Raw genomic sequence first — 23,898 nt, forward strand, 5'->3', positions numbered from 1 at the left:
GCCCCACCCGCCGGTCGAGCGCCCCACCCGCCGGCCGAGCTGTCCCCGCTGGTCGAGCCTGTCGAGACCACCCCCAGCGGAGTCAGCAGGTCAGCGCTGCGCGACCTGTGTCGGCACGATCGGTGCGGGAAGATCCGACGCCCCCGCGAGGTATCGGTCCGCCGCAGCGGCCGCCGAGCGACCCTCCGCGATGGCCCACACGATCAGCGACTGTCCGCGCCCGGCATCGCCCGCGACGTACACGCCCTCCTGCCCGATGGCAGCGAAGTCGTTGTCGCGCTTGATGTTGCCGCGCTGGTCGTATTCGACGCCCAGCTTGTCGAGCAGGTCGGCGCGCTCGGGGCCGACGAAGCCCATGGCCAGCAGCACCAGATCGCATTCGAGCTCGAAGTCCGAGCCCTCGACCTTCTCGAACCGACCGTCGCGCATCGCAACCTCGTGGGCCTTGAGCGCGGTGACCTTGCCGTTCTCGCCGGTGAACTGCTCGGTGTTGACCGAGAACACACGCTCGCCACCCTCTTCGTGGGCAGATGACACGCGGTACATCAGCGGGTACGTCGGCCACGGGGTCTGCTCGGCGCGCTCGGTCGGCGGCTTGGGCATGATCTCGAACTGGTGCACAATCTCGGCACCCTGACGCAGCGACGTACCGAGGCAGTCGGCGCCGGTGTCGCCACCGCCGATGATGACGACCTTCTTGCCCTTGGCGCTGATCTGACCGTCGACGGTGTCGCCGAGCTGAATCCGGTTGGCCTGCGGCAAGAACTCCATCGCCTGGTGGATGCCGTCGAGCTCACGTCCGGGGATCGGCAGATCGCGACCGATCGTCGAACCCATCGCGAGCACGACGGCGTCGAAGTCCTCGCGAAGCTGTGCGACGGTGATGTCGACGCCCACGTTGACGCCTGGGCGGAAGACGGTGCCCTCGGCCCGCATCTGCTCGAGACGACGGTCGATGTGGCGCTTCTCCATCTTGAACTCGGGGATGCCGTAGCGCAGCAGTCCGCCGATGCGGTCGGCGCGCTCGTACACGTAGACCGTGTGGCCCGCGCGCGTGAGCTGTTGCGCCGCAGCGAGTCCCGCGGGACCCGAACCGACGACCGCAACCGATTTGCCGGTGCGCTCAGTCGGCAGCACCGGCTGCACCCAGCCGCTGTCGAAGGCGTTGTCGATCAACTCCACCTCGACCTGCTTGATGGTCACCGCGGGCTGGTTGATACCGAGCACGCACGACGCCTCGCACGGCGCCGGGCACAGACGACCCGTGAACTCCGGGAAGTTGTTGGTCGCGTGCAGGCGCTCGATGCCCTCTTTCCACTGATCCCGGTAGACGAGGTCGTTCCACTCCGGGATCAGATTGCCCAGCGGACAACCGTTGTGGCAGAACGGGATACCGCAGTCCATGCAGCGACTGGCCTGGGTCTGCAGCTCCGACTTGTCGAAGTCGTTGTAGACCTCTTTCCAGTCCATCAACCGCAGGTCGACCGGACGCCGCTCGGGCAGTTCACGCTCGGTGTGCTTGAGGAATCCTCTGGGGTCAGCCACGTGCGGCCTCCATGATCGCTTCGTTCACGTCTCGTCCGGACTTCTCTGCGGCGTCGATCGCGGCAAGCACGCGCTTGAAATCGCGCGGCATGACCTTGGCGAACGCCTGCTGGGTGTTCTCCCAATCGGCGAGAATCGCTGCGGCGACGGGCGACGCCGTCTCGCCACGATGCTCACCGATGATGCCGGACAAGAACTCGATGTCTTCGTCGTCGAGTGGTTCGAGGTCGACGAGTTCGGGGTTCAGGTTGGTGCCCAGCTTGTTCTCTGGGTCGTACACGTAGGCGATGCCGCCCGACATACCGGCCGCGAAGTTGCGCCCGGTGTCGCCGAGCACCACCACTCGTCCGCCGGTCATGTACTCGCAGCCGTGATCGCCGACGCCCTCGACCACCGCGGTGGCACCCGAGTTACGCACGCAGAAGCGCTCTCCGACTACGCCCCGCAGGAAGATCTTTCCCTTGGTGGCGCCGAAGCCGATCACGTTTCCGGCGATGATGTTGTCTTCTGCGACAAAGCCTTCCGGCGTTCCCGCCGGCGGCCGCACCACGATGCGTCCACCCGAGAGACCCTTGCCCACGAAGTCGTTGGCGTCGCCCTCGAGTCGAAGCGTGATGCCCTTCGGCACGAAGGCACCGAAGCTGTTGCCTGCGGAACCCTCGAAGTCGATGATGATCGTGCCCTCGGGAAGACCCTGTGCGCCATGCGTCTTGGTGACCTCATGGCCGAGCATCGTTCCGACGGTCCGGTTCACGTTGGTGATCTTCGACGTGAACGACACCCTGGTGCCGTGATCGATCGCCTCACGACTCTGCGCGATGAGTTGCTGGTCGAGCGCCTTCTCCAACCCGTGGTCCTGCACGCCGGAGCAGTACAGGTCCTGGTTCATGAACGGCGATTCGGGCGTCGACAAGATCGGCGACAGGTCGAGCTTGCCCGCCTTCGACGACTTCCAGTGTGCGAGCGCCTTTGTCGTGTCGAGCGCCTCGACGTGGCCGACAGCCTCCTGCAGGGTGCGGAACCCGAGGCGAGCGAGCAGTTCGCGTACCTCTTCGGCGATGAACATGAAGAAGTTCTCGACGAACTCCGGCTTGCCGGTGAAACGCTCACGCAGCAGCGGATTCTGGGTGGCGACGCCGACGGGGCAGGTGTCGAGATGGCAGACGCGCATCATGACGCAACCCGAGACGACGAGAGGCGCTGTCGCGAAGCCGAATTCCTCGGCTCCGAGCAGTGCACCGATGACGACGTCGCGTCCGGTCTTGAGCTGACCGTCGACCTGCACCGAGATGCGGTCCCGAAGTCCGTTCAGCAGCAGGGTCTGCTGCGTCTCGGCGAGACCGATCTCCCAGGGGGCACCCGCATGCTTCAACGATGTCAGCGGCGACGCACCGGTACCGCCGTCGTGGCCGGAGATCAGCACGACGTCGGCGTGTGCCTTCGACACACCCGCGGCGACCGTTCCGACGCCGAGCTCACTGACGAGCTTGACGTGTACGCGCGCCTGCGGATTGGCGTTCTTCAGATCGTGGATGAGCTGGGCGAGATCCTCGATCGAGTAGATGTCGTGGTGCGGGGGCGGCGAGATGAGGCCGACGCCCGGCGTCGAACCACGAACCTCGGCGACCCACGGGTACACCTTGTGCGGCGGAAGCTGGCCACCCTCACCGGGTTTCGCACCCTGCGCCATCTTGATCTGGATATCGGTGCAGTTGCTCAGGTAGTGCGAGGTGACACCGAAGCGTCCCGACGCGACCTGCTTGATCGCACTGCGACGCCAGTCACCGTTCTCGTCGTGATGGAAACGACGCGGATCCTCGCCGCCCTCACCGGAATTCGACCGTCCGCCGAGTCGGTTCATGGCGATGGCCAAGGTCTCGTGCGCCTCGGCCGAGATCGAACCGAAGCTCATCGCGCCGGTCGAGAAACGCTTGACGATCTCGCTCGCGGGTTCGACCTTGTCGATCGGGATCGGGTCACGATCGCCGAAGTTGAAGTCGAACAGTCCACGCAGAGTTGCCATTCGGGCCGACTGATCGTCGACCATCTTGGTGTACTCCTTGAACACCTTGTACTGACCGGTGCGCGTGGCGTGCTGAAGCTTGAACACGGTGTCCGGGTTGAACAGGTGGTATTCACCCTCGCGCCGCCACTGGTACTCGCCGCCGACCGGGAGCTCGCGATGTGCGCGCTCGGACGGACGGTCGTTGAATGCCAAGGCATGTCGCGTTGCGACGTCGGCGGCGATCTCGTCGAGTCCGACGCCTCCGAGCTGGCTGTTCATTCCGCTGAAGAACTCGTCGACGGCGTCCTGGTCGAGACCGATCACCTGGAAGAGCTGGGCGCCGGTGTACGAGGCGACCGTGGAGATGCCCATCTTGCTCATCACCTTGAGCACGCCCTTGCCCGCGGCCTTGATGTAGTTGTTGCGGGCGGTCTCGAATTCGATGTCGCCGAGCACTCCGCGCTCGACCATGTCCTCGATCGATTCGAAGGCCATGTACGGATTGACCGCTGCCGCACCGAATCCCACCAACGTGGCGACGTGGTGGACCTCGCGGCAATCACCCGATTCGACGATCAGGCCGACACGGGTGCGCTTGCGCTCGCGGACCAGGTGGTGGTGAACCGCGGCTGTCAGCAGCAACGACGGAATCGGTGCGAGCGTCTCGTCGGATTCCCTGTCGCTGAGCACGACGAGGCTCACGCCGTCGTCGATGGCAGCACTGACCTTGGCGCGGATCTCGTCGAGCGCCTTGCGCAGCCCGGCACCACCCTCGGACACCGGGTAGAGCCCGTGGATCTGGATGCTGCGGAAGTCGGGAAGCGCGTCATCCTCGTTGATCCGGACCAACTTGGCGAGTGTGTCGTTGTCGATCACCGGTGAGGGAAGCGAGATCTGGCGGCACGACTCCGGACCCGGATGCAGCAGATCGGCTTCGGACCCGATGGTCCCGCCGATGCTGGTGACGATCTCCTCGCGGATCGCATCGAGCGGCGGGTTGGTCACCTGCGCGAAAAGCTGCTGGAAGTAGTCGAACAGCATTCGCGGACGGGCCGACAACACCGCGATCGGGGTATCGGTACCCATCGAGCCGATGGCCTCGGCTCCGGTCTTCGCCATCGGCGCGACCAGCAGGTTGAGCTCCTCGGTGGTGTAACCGAACACCAACTGCCGCAACGTGACCCGGTGATGGGACATGTGCTCGTGCGGCAATGCTTTGACGTGGTCGATGTGGACGAGACCCTTTTCGAGCCACTCCGCGTACGGATGCTCGGCGGCGAGCTCGTCCTTGATCTCCTCGTCGTCGACGATGCGGCCCGCCTCGGTGTCGACGAGGAACATGCGGCCCGGCTGCAGGCGCAGCTTCTGCACGACGTCGGCCTGGTCGATGTCGAGCACGCCGACCTCGGAGGCCATCACGACGAGGCCGTCCTTTGTGACCCAGATTCGGCTGGGGCGCAGGCCATTTCGGTCGAGCACGGCGCCGACGACGGTGCCGTCGGTGAAGCAGACCGATGCCGGTCCGTCCCACGGCTCCATGAGCGACGCGTGGTACTCGTAGAACGCGCGGTGCTCCGGCTTCATCGCCTCTTGGCGTTCCCACGCCTCGGGGATCATCATCAGGACCGCGTGCGGCAGGCTGCGCCCACCGAGGTGCAGCATCTCGAGCACCTCATCGAAGCGTGCCGTGTCCGACGCTCCGGGAGTACACACCGGGAAGATCTTCTGCGCTGCGCCATCGCCGAACAGCGACGTGTCGATCAGCGCCTCACGGGCACGCATCCAGTTCTCGTTGCCGGTGACGGTGTTGATCTCGCCGTTGTGCGCGACCCGGCGGAACGGATGGGCGAGCGGCCACGACGGGAAGGTGTTCGTCGAGAAGCGCGAGTGCACGAGGCCGAGCGCGCTCTCCACCCGCGAGTCCTGCAGGTCGAGGTAGAACTCCCGCAGCTGCGGGGTGGTGAGCATGCCCTTGTAGACGAAGGTCGTGCCCGACAGGCTCGGGAAGTACACGGTCTCGCGGCCCGGGCCGTCGGCACCGGCACCCTTGTTGCCGAGTTCGTGCTGAACACGCTTGCGTACGACGAATGCCTTGCGCTCGAGCTCCATGCCCGAGGCACCGGCGAGGAACACCTGACGGAAGGTCGGCATCGCGTCGCGCGCGAGCGCACCGAGGCCGTTCTCGTTGGTGGGTACCTCGCGCCAGCCGAGCACGGTCAGACCTTCGGACTCGATGATCTTCTCGACGCCCTCGGCGGCGGTCGCGGCGTCGTTCGAGCCCTGCGGCAGGAAGGCGATACCGGTCGCGTAGCTGCCCTCGGCGGGCAGTTCGAAGTCGACAACCTCACGCAGGAAGCGGTCGGGCACCTGGATCATGATTCCGGCACCGTCGCCGGTGTTCGGCTCTGCGCCCGCAGCACCACGGTGCTCGAGGTTGATCAGCGCGGTGATCGCCTTGTCCACGATGTCGCGGCTGCGACGACCATGCATATCGACTACAAACGCAACACCGCACGCGTCGTGTTCGTTGGCCGGGTCATAGAGCCCAATGGGGCCTGGAGCGTGCTTCATGTATTCGCCTCACTAGGTGCGCGACGTTGCGCAGAGCTGTCACCCGTTTCGTCGTTGACAGCAGTCCTTCCGAGCCAACAGAATCCACCCTCATCGTGGGCTGACCTGGGCTGATCCTGTGATCACTCGGTGGCTGCCTCGTGCCAGCGCCGTTGCTGGCGGGGGTGCGCCGACCCTGAGATCGCGCTGACACCCCACTGCTTCATGAGCATTGTCGAATATTTTCTCACGGGGAGTACCCAGTATTGAAATCCGGCTACCACATCGCCGCTGATTGCGCAGGTTACGTGCAACAAACGGGACGTCGAACGCCTATCCTGAGTCGGTGGAATCGCTGGTGACTGCTGTGGTGATCGACGACCATCCGTTCTTCCGGGATGGCATCTCTCGCGGACTCACCCAGAGTGGCCGCGTTCGCGTGGTGGGCGAGGCAGGCGACGGCACCTCGGGCCTCGAACTCATTCGTGCTGACCTGCCGGACGTGGCCGTCGTCGACTATCAGATGCCGGGACTGACCGGCGTCGACGTCGCGCACGCGGTGACCAGGGACGGACTGCGGACAAGGGTCCTTATTCTCTCCGCTGTCACCCACGCGCCCATCGTCTTCGCCGCGCTGGAGAAGGGTGCTGCGGGGTATCTCAGTAAGGAATCGAGCCGCGACGAGATCGTCGGAGCCGTCACGCGGGTCGCCAAAGGCGAGACGGTGGTCCCCGCGGAGTTGGCCGCAGGGCTCGTCGGTGAGATCAGGTCGCATGCGCGCAACGACGGCCCAGCGCTCAGTGAGCGTGAACGCCAGGTACTCGAAGGCTTCGCTCGCGGCCTGTCGATCCCGCAGGTCGCAGGCGAGCTCTTCATCGGGGCGTCGACCGTCAAAACACATGCACAACACCTGTACGAGAAGCTCGGCGTGTCCGACCGCGCTGCCGCCGTCGCCGAGGCGATGCGTCGCGGACTCCTCGAATGACTCGACCCTCATTGTTCAGACGCCTGAGCTATGGACGCTCGGGCAACCCGGATGGCCAGGCGCCGCAGCTCGGCCTGACGGAGCTGATCGACGAGCCGCGCATCTCCGAGATCTTGATCGATTACGCACTTCTCGGCGTCCGAGTGCAGGTCGTGCTGCGCATGCTGCTCGCGATCTTCGTGCTGGCGACAGTGCTCCTCGATCCGCCGGCCGACGGCGCCGCGTTCTGCATCGTGGTCGCGGTGCTCTACGCCGTCTGGTGTCTCGCGGGTGTGCTGGCGGCCTCCCGAATACGGGTGGGCATGATCCGATTCGCTTGGCTCGCTTTGTTTGTCGACCTCGCTGTCCTCGTCGTGCTGATCGTCGTGGCGAGTCGTTCCGATCAGGTCAGTTGGACCTCGGATGTACTCGTCAACGGATTCGTGGCCATCCCGATGATCGCCGCGACGCAACTGCGCCCCAGAGTCTGTGCGCTCGTGGTGATCCCGACCGTCGTCGTCTACTTCCTCGCGAGCGCTCTGGCCCGTGTCCCCAACGGCGAACCGTGGTCGCTGATCGCGATGCGCACGCTTGTCGTCGCGATCCTCGCACTGGGCAGCGTGATGCTCTCGACCGTTCAGCGCTCACGAGTGTCGACGATCGGATCTCTTGCGGCACAACGTGCTCGGCTTCTCGACGAGACCGTCCGCATCGAGGAACGCGAACGTCGCGACCTCGCCGAGCACCTCCACGACGGCGCGTTGCAGTACGTGCTCGGCGCGCGGCAGGAACTCGATGCCGCGCGCGACGGCACAGATCCCGACGCTCTCGGACGGGTCGACACAGCGCTTCGGGAGGCGTCGAGGCTACTGCGCTCGACGTTGGGCGAACTCCATCCCGCCGTACTCGAACAGGGAGGACTCGCCACTGCGGTCACCGACCTCGCGGCCTCGGTCGAACAGCGTGCCCCGCTGACGATCTCGGTGGACACCGTCGGCTGGCCGAGCGATCTGCGCACCACGTCCGATCCCATGCTGTTCGCAACCGCACGCGAGCTGCTGACCAACGTGGTCAAGCATGCCGACGCCCACGCCGTCGAACTGTCAGTCGAATTCGACGACGGCACAGCTCGTGTGGTTGTTGTCGACGACGGACGCGGTGTCGACGAGTCGGCCCTCGATCGTCGCGTCGCCGAGGGACACATCGGACTTGTCTCGCGTCGGGTGCGCCTCGAGCAACAGGGCGGCTCGTTGACCGTCACCCGACGTCCCGGCGGTGGGACGGCCGCGATCGCCGAGGTTCCGGTGGTCGACGCCGGAGCGCGTGCTCAGTCGAACGTCGACCCGCGCTCAGAGCCGTAACCCTGCCGGTCCGGACGCTCCGCGAGCCGACGGTCGAGGGCTATCGGCCAATCGAGCGCGACCTGTTCGTCCAGTGCCGCAAGACGTTCGACGATCGGCGGCTGTTGGTCCGCGCCGCACTGTGCCGCGACGGTCTCGTAGAGCGCACGCAGTCGTCGATGCACCTGGGCCTGGCCGTGACTGTGCCTACGGATCTCATCGGTGCCGATCGCGACATAGTCCGCCCACGTCCGTCGATAGCCGCGCACCGCAGGCGAACGTCGAACCGCGTCCGCGTGGACACGAGGCGCAAGCATCAGCAGCATGTCCTCGATGTGGTCGAGCGCCAACACCACGGTGCTCGGATCATTGCCCGCGGTCGAGATCGCCTTGAGCGCAATGTCTGAAATAGCCTGCAGCGCAGCGACAGGACTCACCGACGGCTGGTGCATATCGCCGAAGAGCAAGCACCGCAACACTTTGTGCTCGGGCACCGGCCCGCCTCGAGGGTTGCCGACCACCGCGATCACGCCGACGTTGTGCGGCACGTTGTCGCCGACCATCACCAGCAGATCGAATCTCACACCCCAGGCCGCCGCGTACCGTTCCAACATCGGCACGTTCACCGCGAGCAACACCCGACCCCGAGAACCTATCTCGCGCAACATGATCACGTGACGTGACTCTTCGTCGAGAGCGGTGTCAGGCGTGGGTGCCACGTTCGGCACCTGGGTCTCGAGCGACTCCTCCGGGTACAGCCGGCGGATCGACGCACGACCGTCCGCAGCGATCCATCGCATCAACTGCGCAACGTTCAGAACCGCGCCGACCTTGCTGACCAGCGCGACGAACAGGATCGCCGACACCACCGTCAGGAAGGCCGCAATCGCCGTCGAAGCTCCAGGAGTCCCGTCATCGGGGCCGGTCAAAGCGAGATCCATCGCCACCATCACGCTGAACACGAATGTGGCAAGGAAGAACCCGACAGACCAGCGCATCACCGGCTCACGCTGCAGCATGGGGATGACGCGAACCGAGATCTGCGACGCCCCGAACTGCATCGCGAGCGTCACCGCGGTGAAAACGAGGCCCGTCAAAGTGGCTGTGGCCCCGGCGATCACGCCGAGTACGGTCGCCAAGGTTCCCGAGTCGACGTCGAGACCGAGGTTCTCGTCGATCGTGATGCACAGCAGCGCCGCGACGATCGCGATTAACACGAGGATCACCGGCAGTCGCCACGTGGGGACCACACGAAGCCGATGTCGCACCCGACGCCAACGCACGGCTGTCGCGGCTCTGCTCGGAAGCGCGACGCCACCCGGAGCCGCCGCAACAACCTCGGGCACCGGGTCGGGCGGCAGATCTGGGACACCGAATCGGCCCGCGAGCGCCTCCTGCACCACGATCTTCCACCGAATGAGCGGTTCCCGAAGCCGCTGTTCGCGTCGGACCGCTTTGTCGTACTTGCCTTCTCGGCTGCGGTAGAACCAACGCGCCCACGGTGACGCCGGGCGCGCGATGCGAATGGCGCCGACCACCAGGAGAACCGGAAAGAACATACCGACCAGTCCGGTCCACAGCTTTCCCTTGGCGAGAGTGATCGCCGCCAACACGACATTCACCACGATGCCGAGCATGACAACGATCCGCGCCGTCACGTTCGGATCATCGCGGAACTCGTCGGCCGCAGACGTCAGGTCGAGTGGCCGAAAGCCCATCAGGAACAACGCGCCGATCGCGATGGCGACGAACACCGCGTCGACCGACGCCCGACCCTCCTTCTCCCAGTACACGTCTCGCAGATGCAGGATGAGCGCGAACTCGTCGAGGACGAGGGCACAGCCGATTCCGAAGAGAGCCGCGAGCACGCAGTCTGCGATCGGAGTATCGAAGCGAGAGACCGCGACCAGCCCGAATCCCGACAACACCATGACGATCACGCCGAAGAACTCGTGGTGCAGGTGGAGTCCGCCCGGCGCGACATTGCCTGGCCACCAGCGCACTTCCGCACGAATCAGGCGAACGCTGATCCGGATGAAGATGAACGTCGCTATGAATGCGATCAAGAACAAGAACAGGGGAAGACGACCGGTCTCCACGATCGATCTGTGGAACCAGGTCATCTCAATGCCCTCGGCCGGGCGCACACCGTGTCGATGGAGTGAGCCTACCGGCGAGCAGTCGGGAAGACGGCCGGATCAGCAACGACGACGAGGTCCGCGACCGGTGCGGTCGCGGACCTCGTCGTGCCTGAGTAGGTCGTGTGGGAGCAGGTCACGCAGCCGCCTGGCTCGCTGGTGTGATGATGCCGCTTCCGGTCGGGGTCGACGGCTGAGCAGGCGAGATGCTGCCCGTGGGCGTCGACGGCTGAGCAGGGGTCACGTTGTTGCCCGGCGTCGACGGTTGGGCGGGCGACACATTGTTACCCGGCTGCGACGGCACAGCAGGCGAGACATTGTTGGTCGGAGTCGACGGCACAGCAGGTGAGACGTTGTTGCCCGGCTGCGACGGCACGGCAGGTGACACGTTGTTACCCGGCTGCGACGGGACAGCGGGCGACACGTCGTTACCCGGCTGCGACGGCACTGCGGGAGACACCGTGCCGGCGCCGTCGGACTGCGAGCCACCGCCACTCGTCGACGAGTTGCTATAGGGCGTCGTCGCGGCATGCGAGGTGCCGCTGTGGCCCATTGCCGTCACGCCGAGGCCGATTCCGATGGCCGCGATGATCAGTGCGAGTCCGGCGATGACGCCGACGATCACGTTCTTGCGCTTGGGAGCAGATGCTGTGGCTGCACTGCCGGTGGCGCCGATGCTGGGGTCCTGTGTTGTGGTGAACATGGCTACTTCTCGATTTCCCGGTCTCGCGGCCGATCTGGTGTTTTTCTTTCGACACCAATGAGTTTCGGCCTGATTCCCGCGGGCTCACATCCACCGCAAGGCCGATTGGCCGGGTGATGAGCGCATCCACCGATCGGCGGATGCAAAGACCCGGAGCTCGCCGAACGTCGTGCCTCGGCGATGACTTTCCGGACGACGTCGGGTCTGCCCTCCGTCGACCCGCCAACATCAGGAGCACACCATGGGGATCATTCAGATCGAACTGTTCACCACACTCGACCTCGTCGGACAGTCACCTGGAGGACCGGAAGAGGATCCCGATGATTTCGACTTCGGAGGCTGGCAAGCACCGCTACTGAACGAAACGTCGGGCGCTCAGGTCGTCGCCGCGTACGCCGAGACCGACGCTCTGCTTCTGGGCCGACGGACCTACGACATCTTCGCCGACTACTGGCCGCATCAGGACGACGAGTTCGGCGCCTTGTTCAACAGGATTCCGAAGTACGTTGCCTCGCGCGGTTCGGCCGACCTGACATGGGATGGCTCAACACAACTCGGCCCCGACCTTCCGGCGGCGATCGGCGAAATCCGTGACCGCCATCAGCACGTCACGGTCGTCGGCAGCCTCGATCTGGTCCAAACCCTCTTGTCCGAGAGACTCTTTGACCGCCTTGACCTCTGGGTCCACCCCATTCTCCTGGGCAGCGGCAAACGCATCTTCGACGCCGGGACGGTGCCCGCGAATCTCAGACTCGTCGACCCTCCCGTCGCGAGTCCGAGTGGCACGGTGTTCCTGCGCTACGAACTCGCCGACGGCGTGCCCGCCACCGGCGACATGTCGCAGCGCTGACGACTCGACCGGGGCGGCCTGCTTGCGGCCACCCCGGTCGAGGAATCACTGACGTTGCTAAACGACGTGGTTATGAACCGAAGCTCGGGAACTCGATCGAGCCGTTTCCGCCGGAGACCTTGAAGTTGGTCGTGCAGCTGTTGAACGTCACCTCGTCGACGTTGACCTTCGCATCAGCCGTGCCACCGGGCTGACTGGAGATTCCGTACAGATCGACGACGGCCTTCTTGCCGTCCGAGTTCGCGGCGGCGATGAGGGCCGACAGCGATGCGTTCTGCGCGGCTGGGATGTTGCCCAGCTTGCGGGTCGCCCACCACTGGTTCGACGACGTCGCGTCGGCCTTGCCCGCTCCGATAGGAGCTCCCCACACGAGCGTGGCGAATCCGCTCGACGTGCCGGTGTTCGCGCCCGTGATGCGGATCTGCCAGTTGGCATTGCCGTTCGACTTCTGGAATGTGAGCGCGCTGCCGTTGAGATCGGCGAGCGGCAGTTGGCCCGCCGAGTGGTACGACGCCTGGCGCTTGGTCGATGCCGAGGTCGCGAACTCCAGCGAGCCGTCGTTGTCGGAGGCCACTCCAGCGGTGATCTTGCCTGCCTGACCTCTTTCGTCGGGCACGGTGTTGCCCCAACCGTTCGAGTTCGACGGGGTGGCGACCTTGGCGCAGTTGAACGCCGGTGCGGCCGATGCCGTACCCGGCAGTGCGAACGAGACGGCTCCCGCCGCGGCCGCGATGGCAACTGCACAACTGATCTTGCGGTTCATTCTTGTAAATCCTCTGTTCTAGCTTTGTGTCCCCGACCACATCGTCGATGACGACGTGAGAAAGCTAGCAGATCAAATGACCAACACTCACAGTGACCTCGCAGTTCGGACCCTTCGGGCGACTCGGACAGCAGCCCTCGCCGAAGAACAGACCGCTGTCAGACGCCGACCGCGGCGCCGGTCAGCGGTGGGTTCGCCGCGAGAACGGCATTTTCCTCATCACTGAAAGCCCTTGCACGAGAGAGGAATCGAACCCCTTCCGGCGCCTCGAGACTGAATCCGGCGCCGCGACCCTTCACGACGTCGAGGATCAACTGGGTGTGCTTCCACAACTCGAACTGGTCGCCGTTGATCCAGACCCGCACGTCGGGCAGGGGCTCGGGCAGTTCGATGGTTCCGACGAGGACGTCGCGCTGGCCGACCCGATAGTCACCGACGGGGTAACACATCGGCGCCGAACCGTCGCAGCATCCGCCGGACTGGTGAATCATGAGCCCGCCGTGCAGCTCCGACAACTTGGTCAGGAGCTGCACGGCGGCGTCTGTGGCGATCACACGATCAGGCACCGCTCCGTCCGCGGCCGCTGAGGCCGACGTCGACGGGGTTGATTCTGTACTGCTCATCGTTTACCTCTCACTGTGATCTGAACCACAGAGTAGTCGCTGTTCTGTTGCAGGCGCGTTGCACACGACGAACGCCGCCACACAACCTGAAAAAGGTTGCGTGGCGGCGTCGACGTGCCTGCCGTCAGGATCAGAAGAAGCCCTTGGCGTTCTGCGCGTAGCCCACCAGCAGGTTCTTGGTCTGCTGGTAGTGCTCGAGCATCATCAGGTGGGTCTCGCGGCCGATACCGGACTGCTTGTAGCCACCGAACGCGGCGTGTGCCGGGTAGTCGTGGTAGGTGTTCGTCCACACGCGTCCGGCCTGGATCTCGCGGCCTGCGCGGTAGGCGGTGGCACCGTCACGGCTCCACACGCCCGCGCCCAATCCGTAGAGGGTGTCGTTGGCGATGTGGATGGCGTCGGCGTAGTCCTTGAAGGTCGTGACGGCCAGCACCGGACCGAAGATCTCCTCCTGGAAGATGCGCATGTTGTTCTGTCCGGAGAAGACGGTCGGCTTGATGTAGTAGCCGCCCTCGAGGTCGCCACCGAGGTGAGCAGCCTCGCCACCGATGAGGACCTTGGCACCCTCGTCCCGGCCGATCGCGAGGTACGACTGGATCTTCTCGTACTGATCGTTCGACGCCTGCGCACCCATCATGGTCTCGGTGTCGAGGGGGTTGCCCTGCTTGATCTTCGAGACACGGTCGACGGCCTTCTCGATGAAGTCGTTGTAGATGTCCTCCTGGATGAGGGCGCGACTCGGGCAGGTGCACACCTCGCCCTGGTTGAGCGCGAACATCGAAAAGCCCTCCAGCGCACGGTCGAAGAAGCCGTCGTCGGCAGCCATCACGTCGTTGAAGAAGATGTTGGGGCTCTTGCCGCCGAGTTCGAGGGTGACCGGGATCAGGTTCTCCGAGGCGTACTGCATGATCAGACGGCCGGTCGTGGTCTCACCGGTGAACGCGATCTTGCGGATGCGGTTGCTCGACGCGAGCGGCTTGCCCGCCTCGACACCGAAGCCGTTGACCACGTTGATGACGCCGGCGGGGAGGATGTCGGCGATCAGACTCATCACGTACAGGATCGACGCCGGGGTCTGCTCCGCAGGCTTGAGGACAACGGCGTTGCCCGCGGCGAGAGCGGGTGCGAGCTTCCACACGGCCATCAGGATCGGGAAGTTCCACGGGATGATCTGGCCGACGACGCCGAGCGGCTCGTGGAAGTGGTAGGCGACGGTGTCCTCGTCGACCTCCGAGATCGAGCCCTCCTGAGCACGCAGAGCGCCCGCGAAGTAGCGGAAGTGATCGATTGCCAGCGGGATGTCGGCGGCGAGGGTCTCACGAACAGCCTTGCCATTGTCCCAGGTCTCGGCGACAGCGATCTTCTCGAGGTTCTCCTCGAGGCGGTCGGCGATACGCAGCAGCACCAGCGCGCGCTCCGCGACAGCCGTCTTGCCCCATCCCGGAGCGGCCTTGTGCGCGGCGTCGAGCGCGAGGTCGATGTCCTCGGCGGTCGAGCGTGCGACCTCGCAGAAGGTCTTGCCGTCGACGGGCGACGGGTTCTCGAAGTACTGCCCCTTCACGGGCGGGACCCACTGTCCGCCGATCCAGTTGTCGTAGCGGGACTCGAAGGACATCACCGAGCCGTCGGTACCCGGCTTTGCGTAGACAGTCATTGTGTAGCTCCTCAGTGCCATTTTCTCGTTGCCACACAAGCCACTCGATAGGCCGTGTGTGATCTGTTGCACACACTAGGAGCAAAGTGGTTGCAGCCACGTTGCAGTCACGTTTGCAACGTTGCGGCGTCGCATCGTCGCAGTTCAGAGCACTGAATCAGAACGGCAGCTCTGCCACTGCCATGGCCTTCGTGACGTCTCCGGCAAGCGAGACATCTGCCGGATCGATGACGAGGCAGCGGTCGCTCTCCGAGAAATCGAGCTCGTCGAACTCCACCCAGAGGACGCTGGGTGCGGTGGTCAGCTCGAAGAAGTACCGCCGGTTGGTCAGGTCGGCAACCGTGCGGTACTCGGTGTTGTACAGACCGAAACCCTCGTACGGTGCGCCGAACGGAATCGAGACATTCCGCGCGATGGCCAGCACTCCCGCGACAGCCTCCCGAGCTCCGGTCGGATGCGGGAGGATCTTGGTGAAGTAACTCGCTCGTTGGAAACGCGCCACCGGATTGACATTGCCGTCGAGCGGCATCCGGTCATTGGGAGCCGAGAAGTCCTCCTGCTCCAGGATTCTCAGCTGCTCTCGATACGGTGGCTCGTTGGTCAGGACCGTGTATCGACGATCACGGTGAACCCGAACGGTGCCGTCGAGTACCTCGACGATCGCGGAGTCTCCGGTGGCGTCCTCGATGGCGAGGTGGGTCTTGGCCTTGTGGCCCTCAGCGGACATCATGACGATCTGGACCTCGTCGAGCAGGTCCACCGCCTCGGCGACGGTCGCCGCCTGGTCGAGGAGATACTGAGTCCACAAATGCGCTCCGACTGCCGGCTTGCGCAGATCACGCTCACCGAAGTCAGCATTCTCCAAGTAGAGAAGGTGTGCGCCGAAGCCACGCTCATTCATGCCGTCCGCGGTTCCGACGCCGTAGATCGTCGTGACGACCGAACCGTACTTCGACGTCCAGCGAGCACCGTTCTCAGCGATCTCTTCCCCGCCTGCAAGCGCACCGTCGCGCGCGATTCCACGTGGCATCGCGGTGATCACCGGCATCGTGGTGTCGGGCCAATCCATGGTGCGCGCTACGACGTACGGCTCACTCTTGTTCCACAGGATTCGTGTGCACATCGGTCAGCCCTCGGTAGCGAATCGCAGGAGCCCGGCAGCGGAGACACCGTCGGGTAGATCGTCGGACCGCACGCTCATCACACGGGCACCGGTACCCAGTGCGGCCCGCGCGATCTCCTCGAGGACATCGAGGTCGTCTGCAGGGTCGAGGACCAGCGCGCCGCCGATGTCGATGTGGCCGGCAACGTGGGCGTTCATGTCGATGATGACGGTGTCGACCTGCCCGAAGGTTGCCGCTCGGGCAAGTTCGGCCAGGTCGGTGACCGCTCTACCCGAATTGCGTCGTTCCTTGAAAGTGGTACGCAGCTCATCGAGGCTCGCTTCGTTGAGCTGGTCGAGCACGACCCTGGTTTCGGCGGCGACCTCGGCGTCGGTCATCTCGTCCGGATTTCCCCGCAGCGGAGCCGCGACGACGTGCCGGTATCCGCTCAGGTTGGTGAAAATCGCCGCGAGTGGCTGCGTCGCGGCCACGACAAGTGGCAGCGACGCTGCGTTCAGTGTCGGACGAATCGCATGGTCGACCGCACGCGCATACTGCGTCAGCCGCACCTTGCGGCCCTCGTCTCCGTGCAACCTGCCGTACGGAGACCGTCCGCCGATCGAGCGCAGACCCACTGCCTTCTCGGCGCTGCGCGGCATGTCGGACACGGTCACCTCCCTCGGCGGCTCGTCAGCCGAGATCTCGATCAGCCGGGCGCCGTTCTGCGACAGCGCGAGTGTGTAAGCGTCGTTCGGGAAGGTCGTCGCACGCAGTAGCGGAGTGATGGTGAACCGGTCGGCCAGAGTCGCATAGGACTCGAGGGAGTTGGGGAGCCGGAACTCGACTATGCCCTTCGATGAGACGAAGATCGCGAGGCTCCGACCGAGATGTTCCCAGAACTCGTCGTCGTCGAGCAGGGTGTTCATCATTTCTTCGATCGGCCAGACATCTCGCTTATCGGCACGCCCGTACATCTCGAGCAGCACCGGCTCCCAGAGACCGCGCGCGGCCAAGCGGTTGGAATCGGCGTCGATGCCGCCCGGGGTAGTGGGAACGTAGAGCGTTGCGCTGAGTGGGTCGCGTGCCGCCGCAAGGTGCTCGATGTCGTGGGGCGTGGGCATGTCGAGATGCATGAGGACCAACTCCGGGAGAAGTAGACGATGGCAATGCGTGCGCGCCCGAGCAACGACCGGCGACGCACGCCCAGCAGAACGTTAATGCGGCAGCGATCGACTCCGGTATCCCCGCTTCTAGGGGATCGCGACCATTCACCCAACCGACGGGCCGAGAACCCGCCTCCCCCGTCAGATACGGGAGAGGATCTTTCCGCAGTCGGCGAGGACGATCTGCTCGACTCCGCTCGCGGTGGGCATGACCACGGTTGCCGCGGCAGCGCGCCCATCCGGCAACACCCGGATCGTCACCTTCCCGGACTCAACAGATGCGATCAATCGCGCCAGGCTGATCGCCAGATCGTCGGAGATCGCATCCCCGTCGGTGTTCGGCTCGCCAAGCAGCACGACCGCGACGTCACGTTCTCGCAGCCGCTCGATCTGGTCGATCAGCAGGCGATTGTGCGCTCGTGGAACCCTGATCCTGTCGCGTAGCGCCGCTTCCAGTCTCACGATGTCGTTGCGAAAGCGCTCATCGATCTCATCGCCCGCGGCGAGTCGAGTCAGGATGGGCTCGACAACAGTCCTGATCTCACTGAGATCCTTCCGGGAATCGTGCGCCGCTCGAGCGAGCGCATCCTCGAATATCCGCTCGGATTGACTGCGATGCATCCGTTCGCGACGGACAATCGACCGCAGCACCAGCCTCCAGACGACGGCTGCCATGACGCATCCGATGGGAATGCCCAGTGCATCGGCAAGCTGGTGCTGAGAAAGGTCGTGAAGTACTGACCACGCGATGATGCAGCCGATGAACAACGCGCTGCCCAGTCCACCGATTCGCGGGTTGCCACGCGGAATCAGGAAGGCGACGAGGTACGCGCCGAAGGTCAGGCCCCACGTCTCCCCGGACAGCGGCGAGGCGGCGAGCGAGGTCATGCCGACGAGCAATGCGATCGGCACCAACGCGAGCGCTGGACCGGGACGCAGTGGCCCCGGTGTCGGGGTGGTCAGTAGCAGAGCACCTACCAGTGCAGCGGCGAAGACGACGAGAGTCTTGGGATCGAACACAGAGTCGGGTGAGTCGATTACGACAAGTGCGACCCCGGTGGACCACAGGAGCAGAAAACTCCATCTCGCAGGCCACGTGGCAAGCCCACCAGCGCGGGTGTTGCCGGTCGTCAGGTTGGGCATCGCAAGACCACCTCCGTACCGGCGTTAGGCGCGGACCTGATGGTTCCGGTTCCACCTAGTCGATTCATGCGCCCGGCAATACTCTCGGTCAGACCGAAGCCGGCGGCCTGCCCATCAGGATCGAACCCACACCCGTCGTCGCGGATCGCCATGCGCACGCGGGCATCGGAGATGGCGACAAGAACTTCGCGACGCGCCGACGGCCCCGCGTGACGCACGCTGTTGCGCACTGCCTCGAGAGCGGCGCGCGCCGTCTCCTCTGCGACGTCGAGAGCGACGGTGTCCGCCTCTATCCGTGTGGCGATAGCGATCTCCGGATCGGCACGTTTCAGCGCTCGTGACAGTCGTCCCATGGCTTCGTGGGTATCAATCCGACCCGCGGTGACCGGTCTGTCGTCGGCGAGCGCCCCGTCGAGAATGCACTTGGCCTGGTGCGCCTGCTCGCGCAGGACGGGTGGTGGCGAATCACCGACGAGAAGGGCAGCCGACAAGGTGGACAGGATTTCGTCGTGCACAAGCCTGGTCATCTCGACGCGCTTCTCCGACGTCGCGGCAGCGTCGAATGCGCGGCGACGTTGTCGTCGAACCTCCGACTCGGCACGACTGAGCCGTTCGAGCTGTGTGCGCAGCCCGATGAACACCACCACATACACCAGGTTTCCCAGCGCATCAAAGGTGCTGTGGGCGATCCCGTGCGGGATGGCACCGAACACGACGAAGGAGCTCAGCGCGGGCGTGGCCGACACGAACAGCGCGGCGACCACCGCATATGCAGGGCGCACAACAAGCGGCAGAAGTGTGATGACCGCCGGCTCGACAGTCCAGAGCCACGGGACCGCGGTAGCGCGTTCAGTCCCGAAGTAGGCAACGCACCAAGAAGCTTGAAGCGCCCAGAACAATGCCGGAACCACACGCCAAGCGATCCACAGCACCGACGGCGCGAGCATCCTGCCGAAGCAGGCGAGAATCACCACACACCCGCATACGACGAGTCCGCCGAAGTTCCACCACGTCGCGACCTCGGCGGCATCCGAGTAGACGAAGACAGTTTGATCGAGCAGCAAAATGACGCCACCAATGGCGATCAACCATCCCAGCGTCCGATTCGTCTGTGTGATCGTCAGCCCTTCGGGCTGCAGAAATGCGGCGTTCAGGGCATCCGTCAGATCTGCGGTATCGGCGCGACGATCCCGTCCTCCAACGCCCGCTGATAGAGGTCGATCTTGGTGGGAGCCGGACGTTTCGCCGCGGCGTACTTCACCCGGATTCGACGTATATGGTCCAGGACGGTCTCCCGAGAAATGAACAACAACTGCGCAACGCGCACAGCGGTTTCACCGGCCGCGCAGTGACCGAGGATCTCGGCTTCACGTGGAGAAAGCTGAACGGGAACGAACTGCGGGTCGCTCTCGATCGCAGCCGCCCAGTCTGCCGATGCCGCGACTTCTCCCCGCACCACGAGGCGAACGGCCTCGACGATCTCGCCGGGCTCCTCCGACTTGCGCACCATCCCCGCGGCACCGGCTCGCGCAGCCTCGCGTACCAGCGCAGGGCGGTCCCCCGACGTGTAGACGAGCACCGGGACATTCAGCGAACCGAGCGAGGCGATGTTCTCGGTGGGAGTCGAGCCATCGGCCAGCAATAGGTCCAGCATCACTCCGTCAAAGGACTGACCGGTGGCGATCAATTCGCTTACCGAGGCGGCGGTTGCAACGACGCACATATCCGGCTCGTGATTCACGATCGTCGCCACGCCGACCATCACCGCTGGGTGATCGTCGACGATCCCGATCCGTGCTTGCGCGGTCACTTCGCTGGTCCCTGTGCTCATGTTCTCGGGGATCAACGATAGCGGATTTACCGTGATCAGGCGCGTCGAATTTGCGCTTGACCAGCGGTTTTACTGTTTCGCGAAACCGTCAGAGACCGTAGCGGCGGTCGAGAATCCTGATCCGCCCCCCGACGAGCGCGCGGTCGGGGTGCCCGACCGGTAGTCGATGCTCAAATCTGCGCCACGCGGCCAGGTCGTCGCGGCCATGCACCGACGACGTCCAGGCCCGCAGCGCGGCGACCTGCCCCTCGGCGATGACCCGCGAGCGGACGTCCTCGCGAAGCTCTTCGAACAATTCGGTGATCCCGGGAGCGTTCGACTCGACGAGTAACCCGCCACGACCGATCGCCTCGATCACCGGAACTAGATCGCCGTGGCCCGCGATCTGCTCGCGGAGATCTCCCACGTCAGACGACAATTCGACGGTCAGGCGGTACGGCCTGGACTCGATCACATCGGTACCGAGGTCGCGGCGCAACCGAGAGATCTCGGCGCGGACGGTGACCGGGTCGACGCCGTCGTCGGCGAGCATCAACGCGAGTTGTTCGGTGTTCAGGCCCTCGGGATAGTGCTGCAGCAGCAGGAGGATCTCGGCGTGACGTCGAGACAACGACCTCCCGTTGGCGGCATCTCCCCCACGCTGCCAGCGATACGCGTTGTCGGCGAGCACGGTCAGTCGTGCTCGAGCGCCTGCCTCGAAGGTCGACGCAACAGAAAGGTCGACGGCCCGCGCCTTCAGTTCACGCTCGACGACCGCCACCACGGAACGGACCGCCGACAGGGCGAAGGGAGCAGCAACCTCGCGGCCACCGGTCACGTCGATCACGCCGATGACGTGCCCTGTCGCGGGGTCGTGGACCGGCGCTGCCGCGCAACTCCACTCCTGAACGGGACTCGAGAAGTGTTCGGGCCCAACCACTTGCACACCCCGGCCGGTCGCCAACGCAAGCCCGGGAGCATTGGTGCCGACGACCTCCTCGCTCCACACCGAGCCCTCGACGAAGTTGATATGGCTGGCCCGATCCCGCGCAGACGCCTCGCCCTCCACCCAGAGGAGCCGACCGACGTTGTCGGTCAGTGCCAACACAACACCCGAGTCGGCGATGTCGTCGAGCATCAGAGATTGCACGACGGGGCGCACCGCGGTGATGGGATGCGCCTCGCGATACCGCACGAACTCTTCGTCGCTCATCGCCTGCGCTTCGGCAGCACCGGCCGCCGGGTCGATGCCACGCTGCAACGAACGCGCCCACGAATCGCCGACGACGGACCGCACTGTCTCGGGGACCGCGCCGCTCGCCAGGAACTCCTCGTAGGCCCGGCGGATCGTCGAGGACACCGCAGCAGCGTCTGTCATGCGCCCTCCAAGTATCCCGTCGAGGCTGATCGACACCCGACGTTCACCCAATTGTGCCGTGGAGAGTGTGATCTCAGCAACAAGATCAGCGGCGAAGCGGCCTCGACTACAGCAGACGGCCGTTGCGACGCGGGTACCGCGCCCGCAAATAGCTGTACAGATACGTGCTGACGAGGAGCGAGACCGCCGACACGATCGCGGGAACGAAGAACATGTTGTTCCACGAGTCGCGAACCATCGCGATCGCCCACGCGATCACACAGACGACGGTCAACAAGACCGCCAGAAAGCGCACGATCAGGACAAGCGTGGTGACAACCGACCACAGAACGACCCGGGTCTGCTCGTACGAGCTGGTTTTCACGACACAAGCGTAGCGATCTTCCCCGCTGCGAGCAGGGCCGGAGAAAGTTCACTGTCCGATTAGTCCTTTTTCGTGAGCAGGTCTAACTTTTTTGGTCGTAAGGTCAGTAGGAATGTCTACAAAACAATGATCCGGGGGAGGCTCGTTTGCGACGCCGACATCGTCCACGCCGGCAGATCGCGCCAGTCCTGTTCGCACTCGCCTCGGCGACCGCAATGGTCGCCACGGGCTGCAGCATGGACGGCGCGCGGACGGTCAATACGACCGGTCCGAATGCCATCATCAGTGTCAACGGCACCGAGCCGCAGAACGGACTCATCACGACGAACACCGCCGAAAACGGCGGCGGCCGCGTAGTGGATGCGCTGTTCACCGGGTTGTACTCATACGACGCCGACGGCAAACCCTCACTGGCGAACGCCGAGTCCGTCGACACCACGGACAACCAGAACTACACAATCCATCTCAAGAAGGATTGGAAGTTCACCGACGGAACACCCGTCAAGGCCGAAAACTACGTTCGCGCATGGAATTTCGGCGCTGCGACGAAGAACGCCCAACTGCAGCAGAGCTTTTTCGAGCCGATCGACGGATACGAGGCAGTCGCAGGCGAGGATTCGACCGCCGATCAGATGTCGGGCCTGAAGGTTGTCGACGACCACACCTTCACCGTTCGCCTGACGCAGCCCAACATCGACTTCAAACTGGGCCTTGGCTTCACACCGTTCAAGCCGCTCCCCGACGTCTTCTTCACCGAGGGCGCAAAGGAATTCGGCGAACACCCCATCGGCAACGGCGCCTACAAGATGGCAGGACCCGACGCGTGGCGCCACAACGTCCAGATCAATGTGGTTCGCAACGACGACTACAAGGGTCCCGATAAGCCGCGCAACGGCGGGATCGACTTCGTCCTCTACTCCAGCCTCGACACCGCCTACACCGACCTCACTTCCGGCAATCTCGATGTCACGGACACGGTGCCGGTCAGTGCGCTCAACTCCTACAAGAAGGCGCTCGGCAAGCACGCACTGACCATACCGACGGCGTCCAACCAACAGATCTCGATCGCCTACTACCTGCCACACTTCTCGGCCGGGCGTGAAGGGCAACTGCGTCGTGCGGCGCTCTCGATGGCCATCAATCGTCCGGAGGTCACCAAGGTGGTCTTCCGTGGTGCCCGCACGCCGTCGAGAGATTTCACGGCACGCTCCCTACCTGGATGGAACGGCGATATCCCGGGCAGCGACGTCCTCGACTACAACCCCGCGAAGGCCAAGCAGCTGTGGCAGGAGGCCAACGCCATCTCGCCGTGGAGCGGCTCCTTCCAAATCGCCTACAACTCTGACGGCGATCACCAGGTCTGGGTCGACGCGGTCTGCAATCAGATCAAGAACACCCTCGGTATCGACTCCCACGGCGCGCCGCAGCCGACGTTCAAGCAGATCCGCTCGGCGATCACGAGCAAGGCGATCAAGACCGCCGCGAGGACGGGCTGGCAGGGCGACTATCCCTCCATGCTGGAGTTCCTCGCGCCGATCTTCGTTTCGGGAGCCGGTTCCAATGACGCACAGTATGTCTCGCCCGAGTTCGACGCGCAGCTGACCGCCGCGCAGCGTGCACGCACCGACGACGAGTCCTACCGGCTCACCAACGTCGCACAGGAAACCCTGCTCAAGGATCTGCCGAACATTCCGCTGTGGGACTACATCGGCGCCGGAGGCTCGGCGTCGGAGGTCACCGCGCAGTTGGCCTGGAACGGCTTGCCCGACTACCCGAACATCACCAAGGAAGCGAAGGAGTGA

The 23,898-nt window shown here is 64.6% G+C and carries 18 protein-coding genes; 4 read left to right on the top strand and 14 right to left on the bottom strand.

Annotated features, from left to right (window positions below; all coding sequences use genetic code 11):
* Positions 1-90: 90 nt before the first annotated feature.
* Together A5785_RS00745 and gltB are read right to left on the bottom strand one after the other, a co-directional pair.
* Entirely contained in the window at positions 91-1,545 is a 1,455-nt protein-coding gene (locus A5785_RS00745; protein ID WP_049700255.1) for a glutamate synthase subunit beta, read from the bottom strand.
* The gene (gltB, locus tag A5785_RS00750) at positions 1,538-6,121 is read right to left on the bottom strand and encodes a glutamate synthase large subunit (protein WP_049700256.1); all 4,584 of its coding nucleotides are present in this window, start codon (positions 6,119-6,121) and stop codon (positions 1,538-1,540) included. The genes A5785_RS00745 and gltB overlap by 8 nt, the downstream gene beginning before the upstream one ends.
* A 325-nt stretch (positions 6,122-6,446) precedes the next feature.
* Here gltB and A5785_RS00755 point away from each other — a divergent pair, with 325 nt between their 5' ends.
* Together A5785_RS00755 and A5785_RS00760 are read left to right on the top strand one after the other, a co-directional pair.
* The gene (locus A5785_RS00755) at positions 6,447-7,085 is read left to right on the top strand and encodes a response regulator (protein WP_049700257.1); all 639 of its coding nucleotides are present in this window, start codon (positions 6,447-6,449) and stop codon (positions 7,083-7,085) included.
* Positions 7,082-8,425, top strand: coding sequence for a sensor histidine kinase (locus A5785_RS00760; protein WP_152930129.1), 1,344 nt, complete (start codon positions 7,082-7,084; stop codon positions 8,423-8,425). Before A5785_RS00755 ends, A5785_RS00760 begins: the two co-directional genes overlap by 4 nt.
* On the opposite strand, the gene A5785_RS00765 is transcribed toward A5785_RS00760, so the two are convergent.
* Entirely contained in the window at positions 8,392-10,527 is a 2,136-nt protein-coding gene (locus A5785_RS00765) for a DUF2254 family protein (RefSeq protein ID WP_049700324.1), read from the bottom strand. The genes A5785_RS00760 and A5785_RS00765 overlap by 34 nt on opposite strands.
* A 151-nt stretch (positions 10,528-10,678) precedes the next feature.
* A complete protein-coding gene (locus tag A5785_RS00770) occupies positions 10,679-11,245 on the bottom strand; it encodes a hypothetical protein (protein WP_049700258.1) in 567 nt (188 codons plus the stop codon).
* A 241-nt stretch (positions 11,246-11,486) separates the two neighbouring features.
* Here A5785_RS00770 and A5785_RS00775 point away from each other — a divergent pair, with 241 nt between their 5' ends.
* On the top strand, positions 11,487-12,095 hold the full coding sequence (locus A5785_RS00775; RefSeq protein ID WP_049700259.1) for a dihydrofolate reductase family protein: 609 nt from the start codon (positions 11,487-11,489) through the stop codon (positions 12,093-12,095).
* Positions 12,096-12,165: 70 nt separating this feature from the next.
* Here A5785_RS00775 and A5785_RS00780 read toward each other — a convergent pair whose 3' ends face one another.
* The 10 genes from A5785_RS00780 to A5785_RS00825 all read right to left on the bottom strand — a co-directional run bounded on the left by A5785_RS00780 (position 12,166) and on the right by A5785_RS00825 (position 22,096).
* Positions 12,166-12,858 carry a hypothetical protein gene (locus tag A5785_RS00780; RefSeq protein ID WP_049700260.1) on the bottom strand — a complete coding sequence of 231 codons (693 nt, stop codon included), beginning with the start codon at positions 12,856-12,858 and terminating at the stop codon, positions 12,166-12,168.
* Positions 12,859-13,016: 158 nt separating this feature from the next.
* The gene (locus tag A5785_RS00785; protein WP_049700261.1) at positions 13,017-13,481 is read right to left on the bottom strand and encodes a DUF779 domain-containing protein; all 465 of its coding nucleotides are present in this window, start codon (positions 13,479-13,481) and stop codon (positions 13,017-13,019) included.
* Between the two features lie 130 nt (positions 13,482-13,611).
* Positions 13,612-15,135 (bottom strand): acetaldehyde dehydrogenase ExaC, encoded by a 1,524-nt coding sequence (gene exaC, locus A5785_RS00790; protein ID WP_049700262.1) that lies wholly within the window; start codon positions 15,133-15,135, stop codon positions 13,612-13,614.
* A gap of 157 nt (positions 15,136-15,292) precedes the next feature.
* Positions 15,293-16,258, bottom strand: coding sequence for a linear amide C-N hydrolase (locus A5785_RS00795; RefSeq protein ID WP_064864156.1), 966 nt, complete (start codon positions 16,256-16,258; stop codon positions 15,293-15,295).
* 3 nt (positions 16,259-16,261) lie between these two features.
* Positions 16,262-17,359 (bottom strand): baeRF11 domain-containing protein, encoded by a 1,098-nt coding sequence (locus tag A5785_RS00800; RefSeq protein WP_156525608.1) that lies wholly within the window; start codon positions 17,357-17,359, stop codon positions 16,262-16,264.
* A 183-nt stretch (positions 17,360-17,542) separates the two neighbouring features.
* Positions 17,543-18,544 (bottom strand): hypothetical protein, encoded by a 1,002-nt coding sequence (locus A5785_RS00805; RefSeq protein WP_064868172.1) that lies wholly within the window; start codon positions 18,542-18,544, stop codon positions 17,543-17,545.
* On the bottom strand, positions 18,532-19,632 hold the full coding sequence (locus A5785_RS00810; protein WP_064864162.1) for a sensor histidine kinase: 1,101 nt from the start codon (positions 19,630-19,632) through the stop codon (positions 18,532-18,534). The genes A5785_RS00805 and A5785_RS00810 overlap by 13 nt, the downstream gene beginning before the upstream one ends.
* Positions 19,633-19,706: 74 nt before the next feature.
* Positions 19,707-20,375 (bottom strand): response regulator transcription factor, encoded by a 669-nt coding sequence (locus tag A5785_RS00815; protein WP_049700325.1) that lies wholly within the window; start codon positions 20,373-20,375, stop codon positions 19,707-19,709.
* 88 nt (positions 20,376-20,463) lie between these two features.
* On the bottom strand, positions 20,464-21,732 hold the full coding sequence (locus tag A5785_RS00820) for a helix-turn-helix domain-containing protein (protein WP_064864164.1): 1,269 nt from the start codon (positions 21,730-21,732) through the stop codon (positions 20,464-20,466).
* A gap of 106 nt (positions 21,733-21,838) precedes the next feature.
* Positions 21,839-22,096, bottom strand: coding sequence for a hypothetical protein (locus A5785_RS00825; protein ID WP_064864166.1), 258 nt, complete (start codon positions 22,094-22,096; stop codon positions 21,839-21,841).
* Positions 22,097-22,311: 215 nt separating this feature from the next.
* On the opposite strand from A5785_RS00825, the gene A5785_RS00830 reads away from it, so the two are divergent.
* Positions 22,312-23,898, top strand: coding sequence for a peptide ABC transporter substrate-binding protein (locus tag A5785_RS00830; protein ID WP_231894047.1), 1,587 nt, complete (start codon positions 22,312-22,314; stop codon positions 23,896-23,898).

It is taken from the genome of Gordonia sp. 852002-50395_SCH5434458 (assembly GCF_001665905.1).
GTDB classification, from domain to species: domain Bacteria; phylum Actinomycetota; class Actinomycetes; order Mycobacteriales; family Mycobacteriaceae; genus Gordonia; species Gordonia jacobaea.

Excerpts from the sequence above, each read along its gene's own strand:
- A5785_RS00805 (WP_064868172.1), bottom strand. The coding sequence starts at position 18,544 with ATGCCCAACCTGACGACCGGCAACACCCGCGCTGGTGGGCTTGCCACG.
- A5785_RS00765 (WP_049700324.1), bottom strand. The coding sequence starts at position 10,527 with ATGACCTGGTTCCACAGATCGATCGTGGAGACCGGTCGTCTTCCCCTG.
- A5785_RS00775 (WP_049700259.1), top strand. The coding sequence starts at position 11,487 with ATGGGGATCATTCAGATCGAACTGTTCACCACACTCGACCTCGTCGGA.
- gltB (WP_049700256.1), bottom strand. The coding sequence starts at position 6,121 with ATGAAGCACGCTCCAGGCCCCATTGGGCTCTATGACCCGGCCAACGAA.
- A5785_RS00785 (WP_049700261.1), bottom strand. The coding sequence starts at position 13,481 with ATGAGCAGTACAGAATCAACCCCGTCGACGTCGGCCTCAGCGGCCGCG.
- A5785_RS00815 (WP_049700325.1), bottom strand. The coding sequence starts at position 20,375 with ATGAGCACAGGGACCAGCGAAGTGACCGCGCAAGCACGGATCGGGATC.
- A5785_RS00770 (WP_049700258.1), bottom strand. The coding sequence starts at position 11,245 with ATGTTCACCACAACACAGGACCCCAGCATCGGCGCCACCGGCAGTGCA.
- A5785_RS00760 (WP_152930129.1), top strand. The coding sequence starts at position 7,082 with ATGACTCGACCCTCATTGTTCAGACGCCTGAGCTATGGACGCTCGGGC.
- A5785_RS00800 (WP_156525608.1), bottom strand. The coding sequence starts at position 17,359 with ATGCCCACGCCCCACGACATCGAGCACCTTGCGGCGGCACGCGACCCA.
- A5785_RS00780 (WP_049700260.1), bottom strand. The coding sequence starts at position 12,858 with ATGAACCGCAAGATCAGTTGTGCAGTTGCCATCGCGGCCGCGGCGGGA.
- A5785_RS00830 (WP_231894047.1), top strand. The coding sequence starts at position 22,312 with ATGGTCGCCACGGGCTGCAGCATGGACGGCGCGCGGACGGTCAATACG.
- exaC (WP_049700262.1), bottom strand. The coding sequence starts at position 15,135 with ATGACTGTCTACGCAAAGCCGGGTACCGACGGCTCGGTGATGTCCTTC.
- A5785_RS00795 (WP_064864156.1), bottom strand. The coding sequence starts at position 16,258 with ATGTGCACACGAATCCTGTGGAACAAGAGTGAGCCGTACGTCGTAGCG.
- A5785_RS00820 (WP_064864164.1), bottom strand. The coding sequence starts at position 21,732 with ATGACAGACGCTGCTGCGGTGTCCTCGACGATCCGCCGGGCCTACGAG.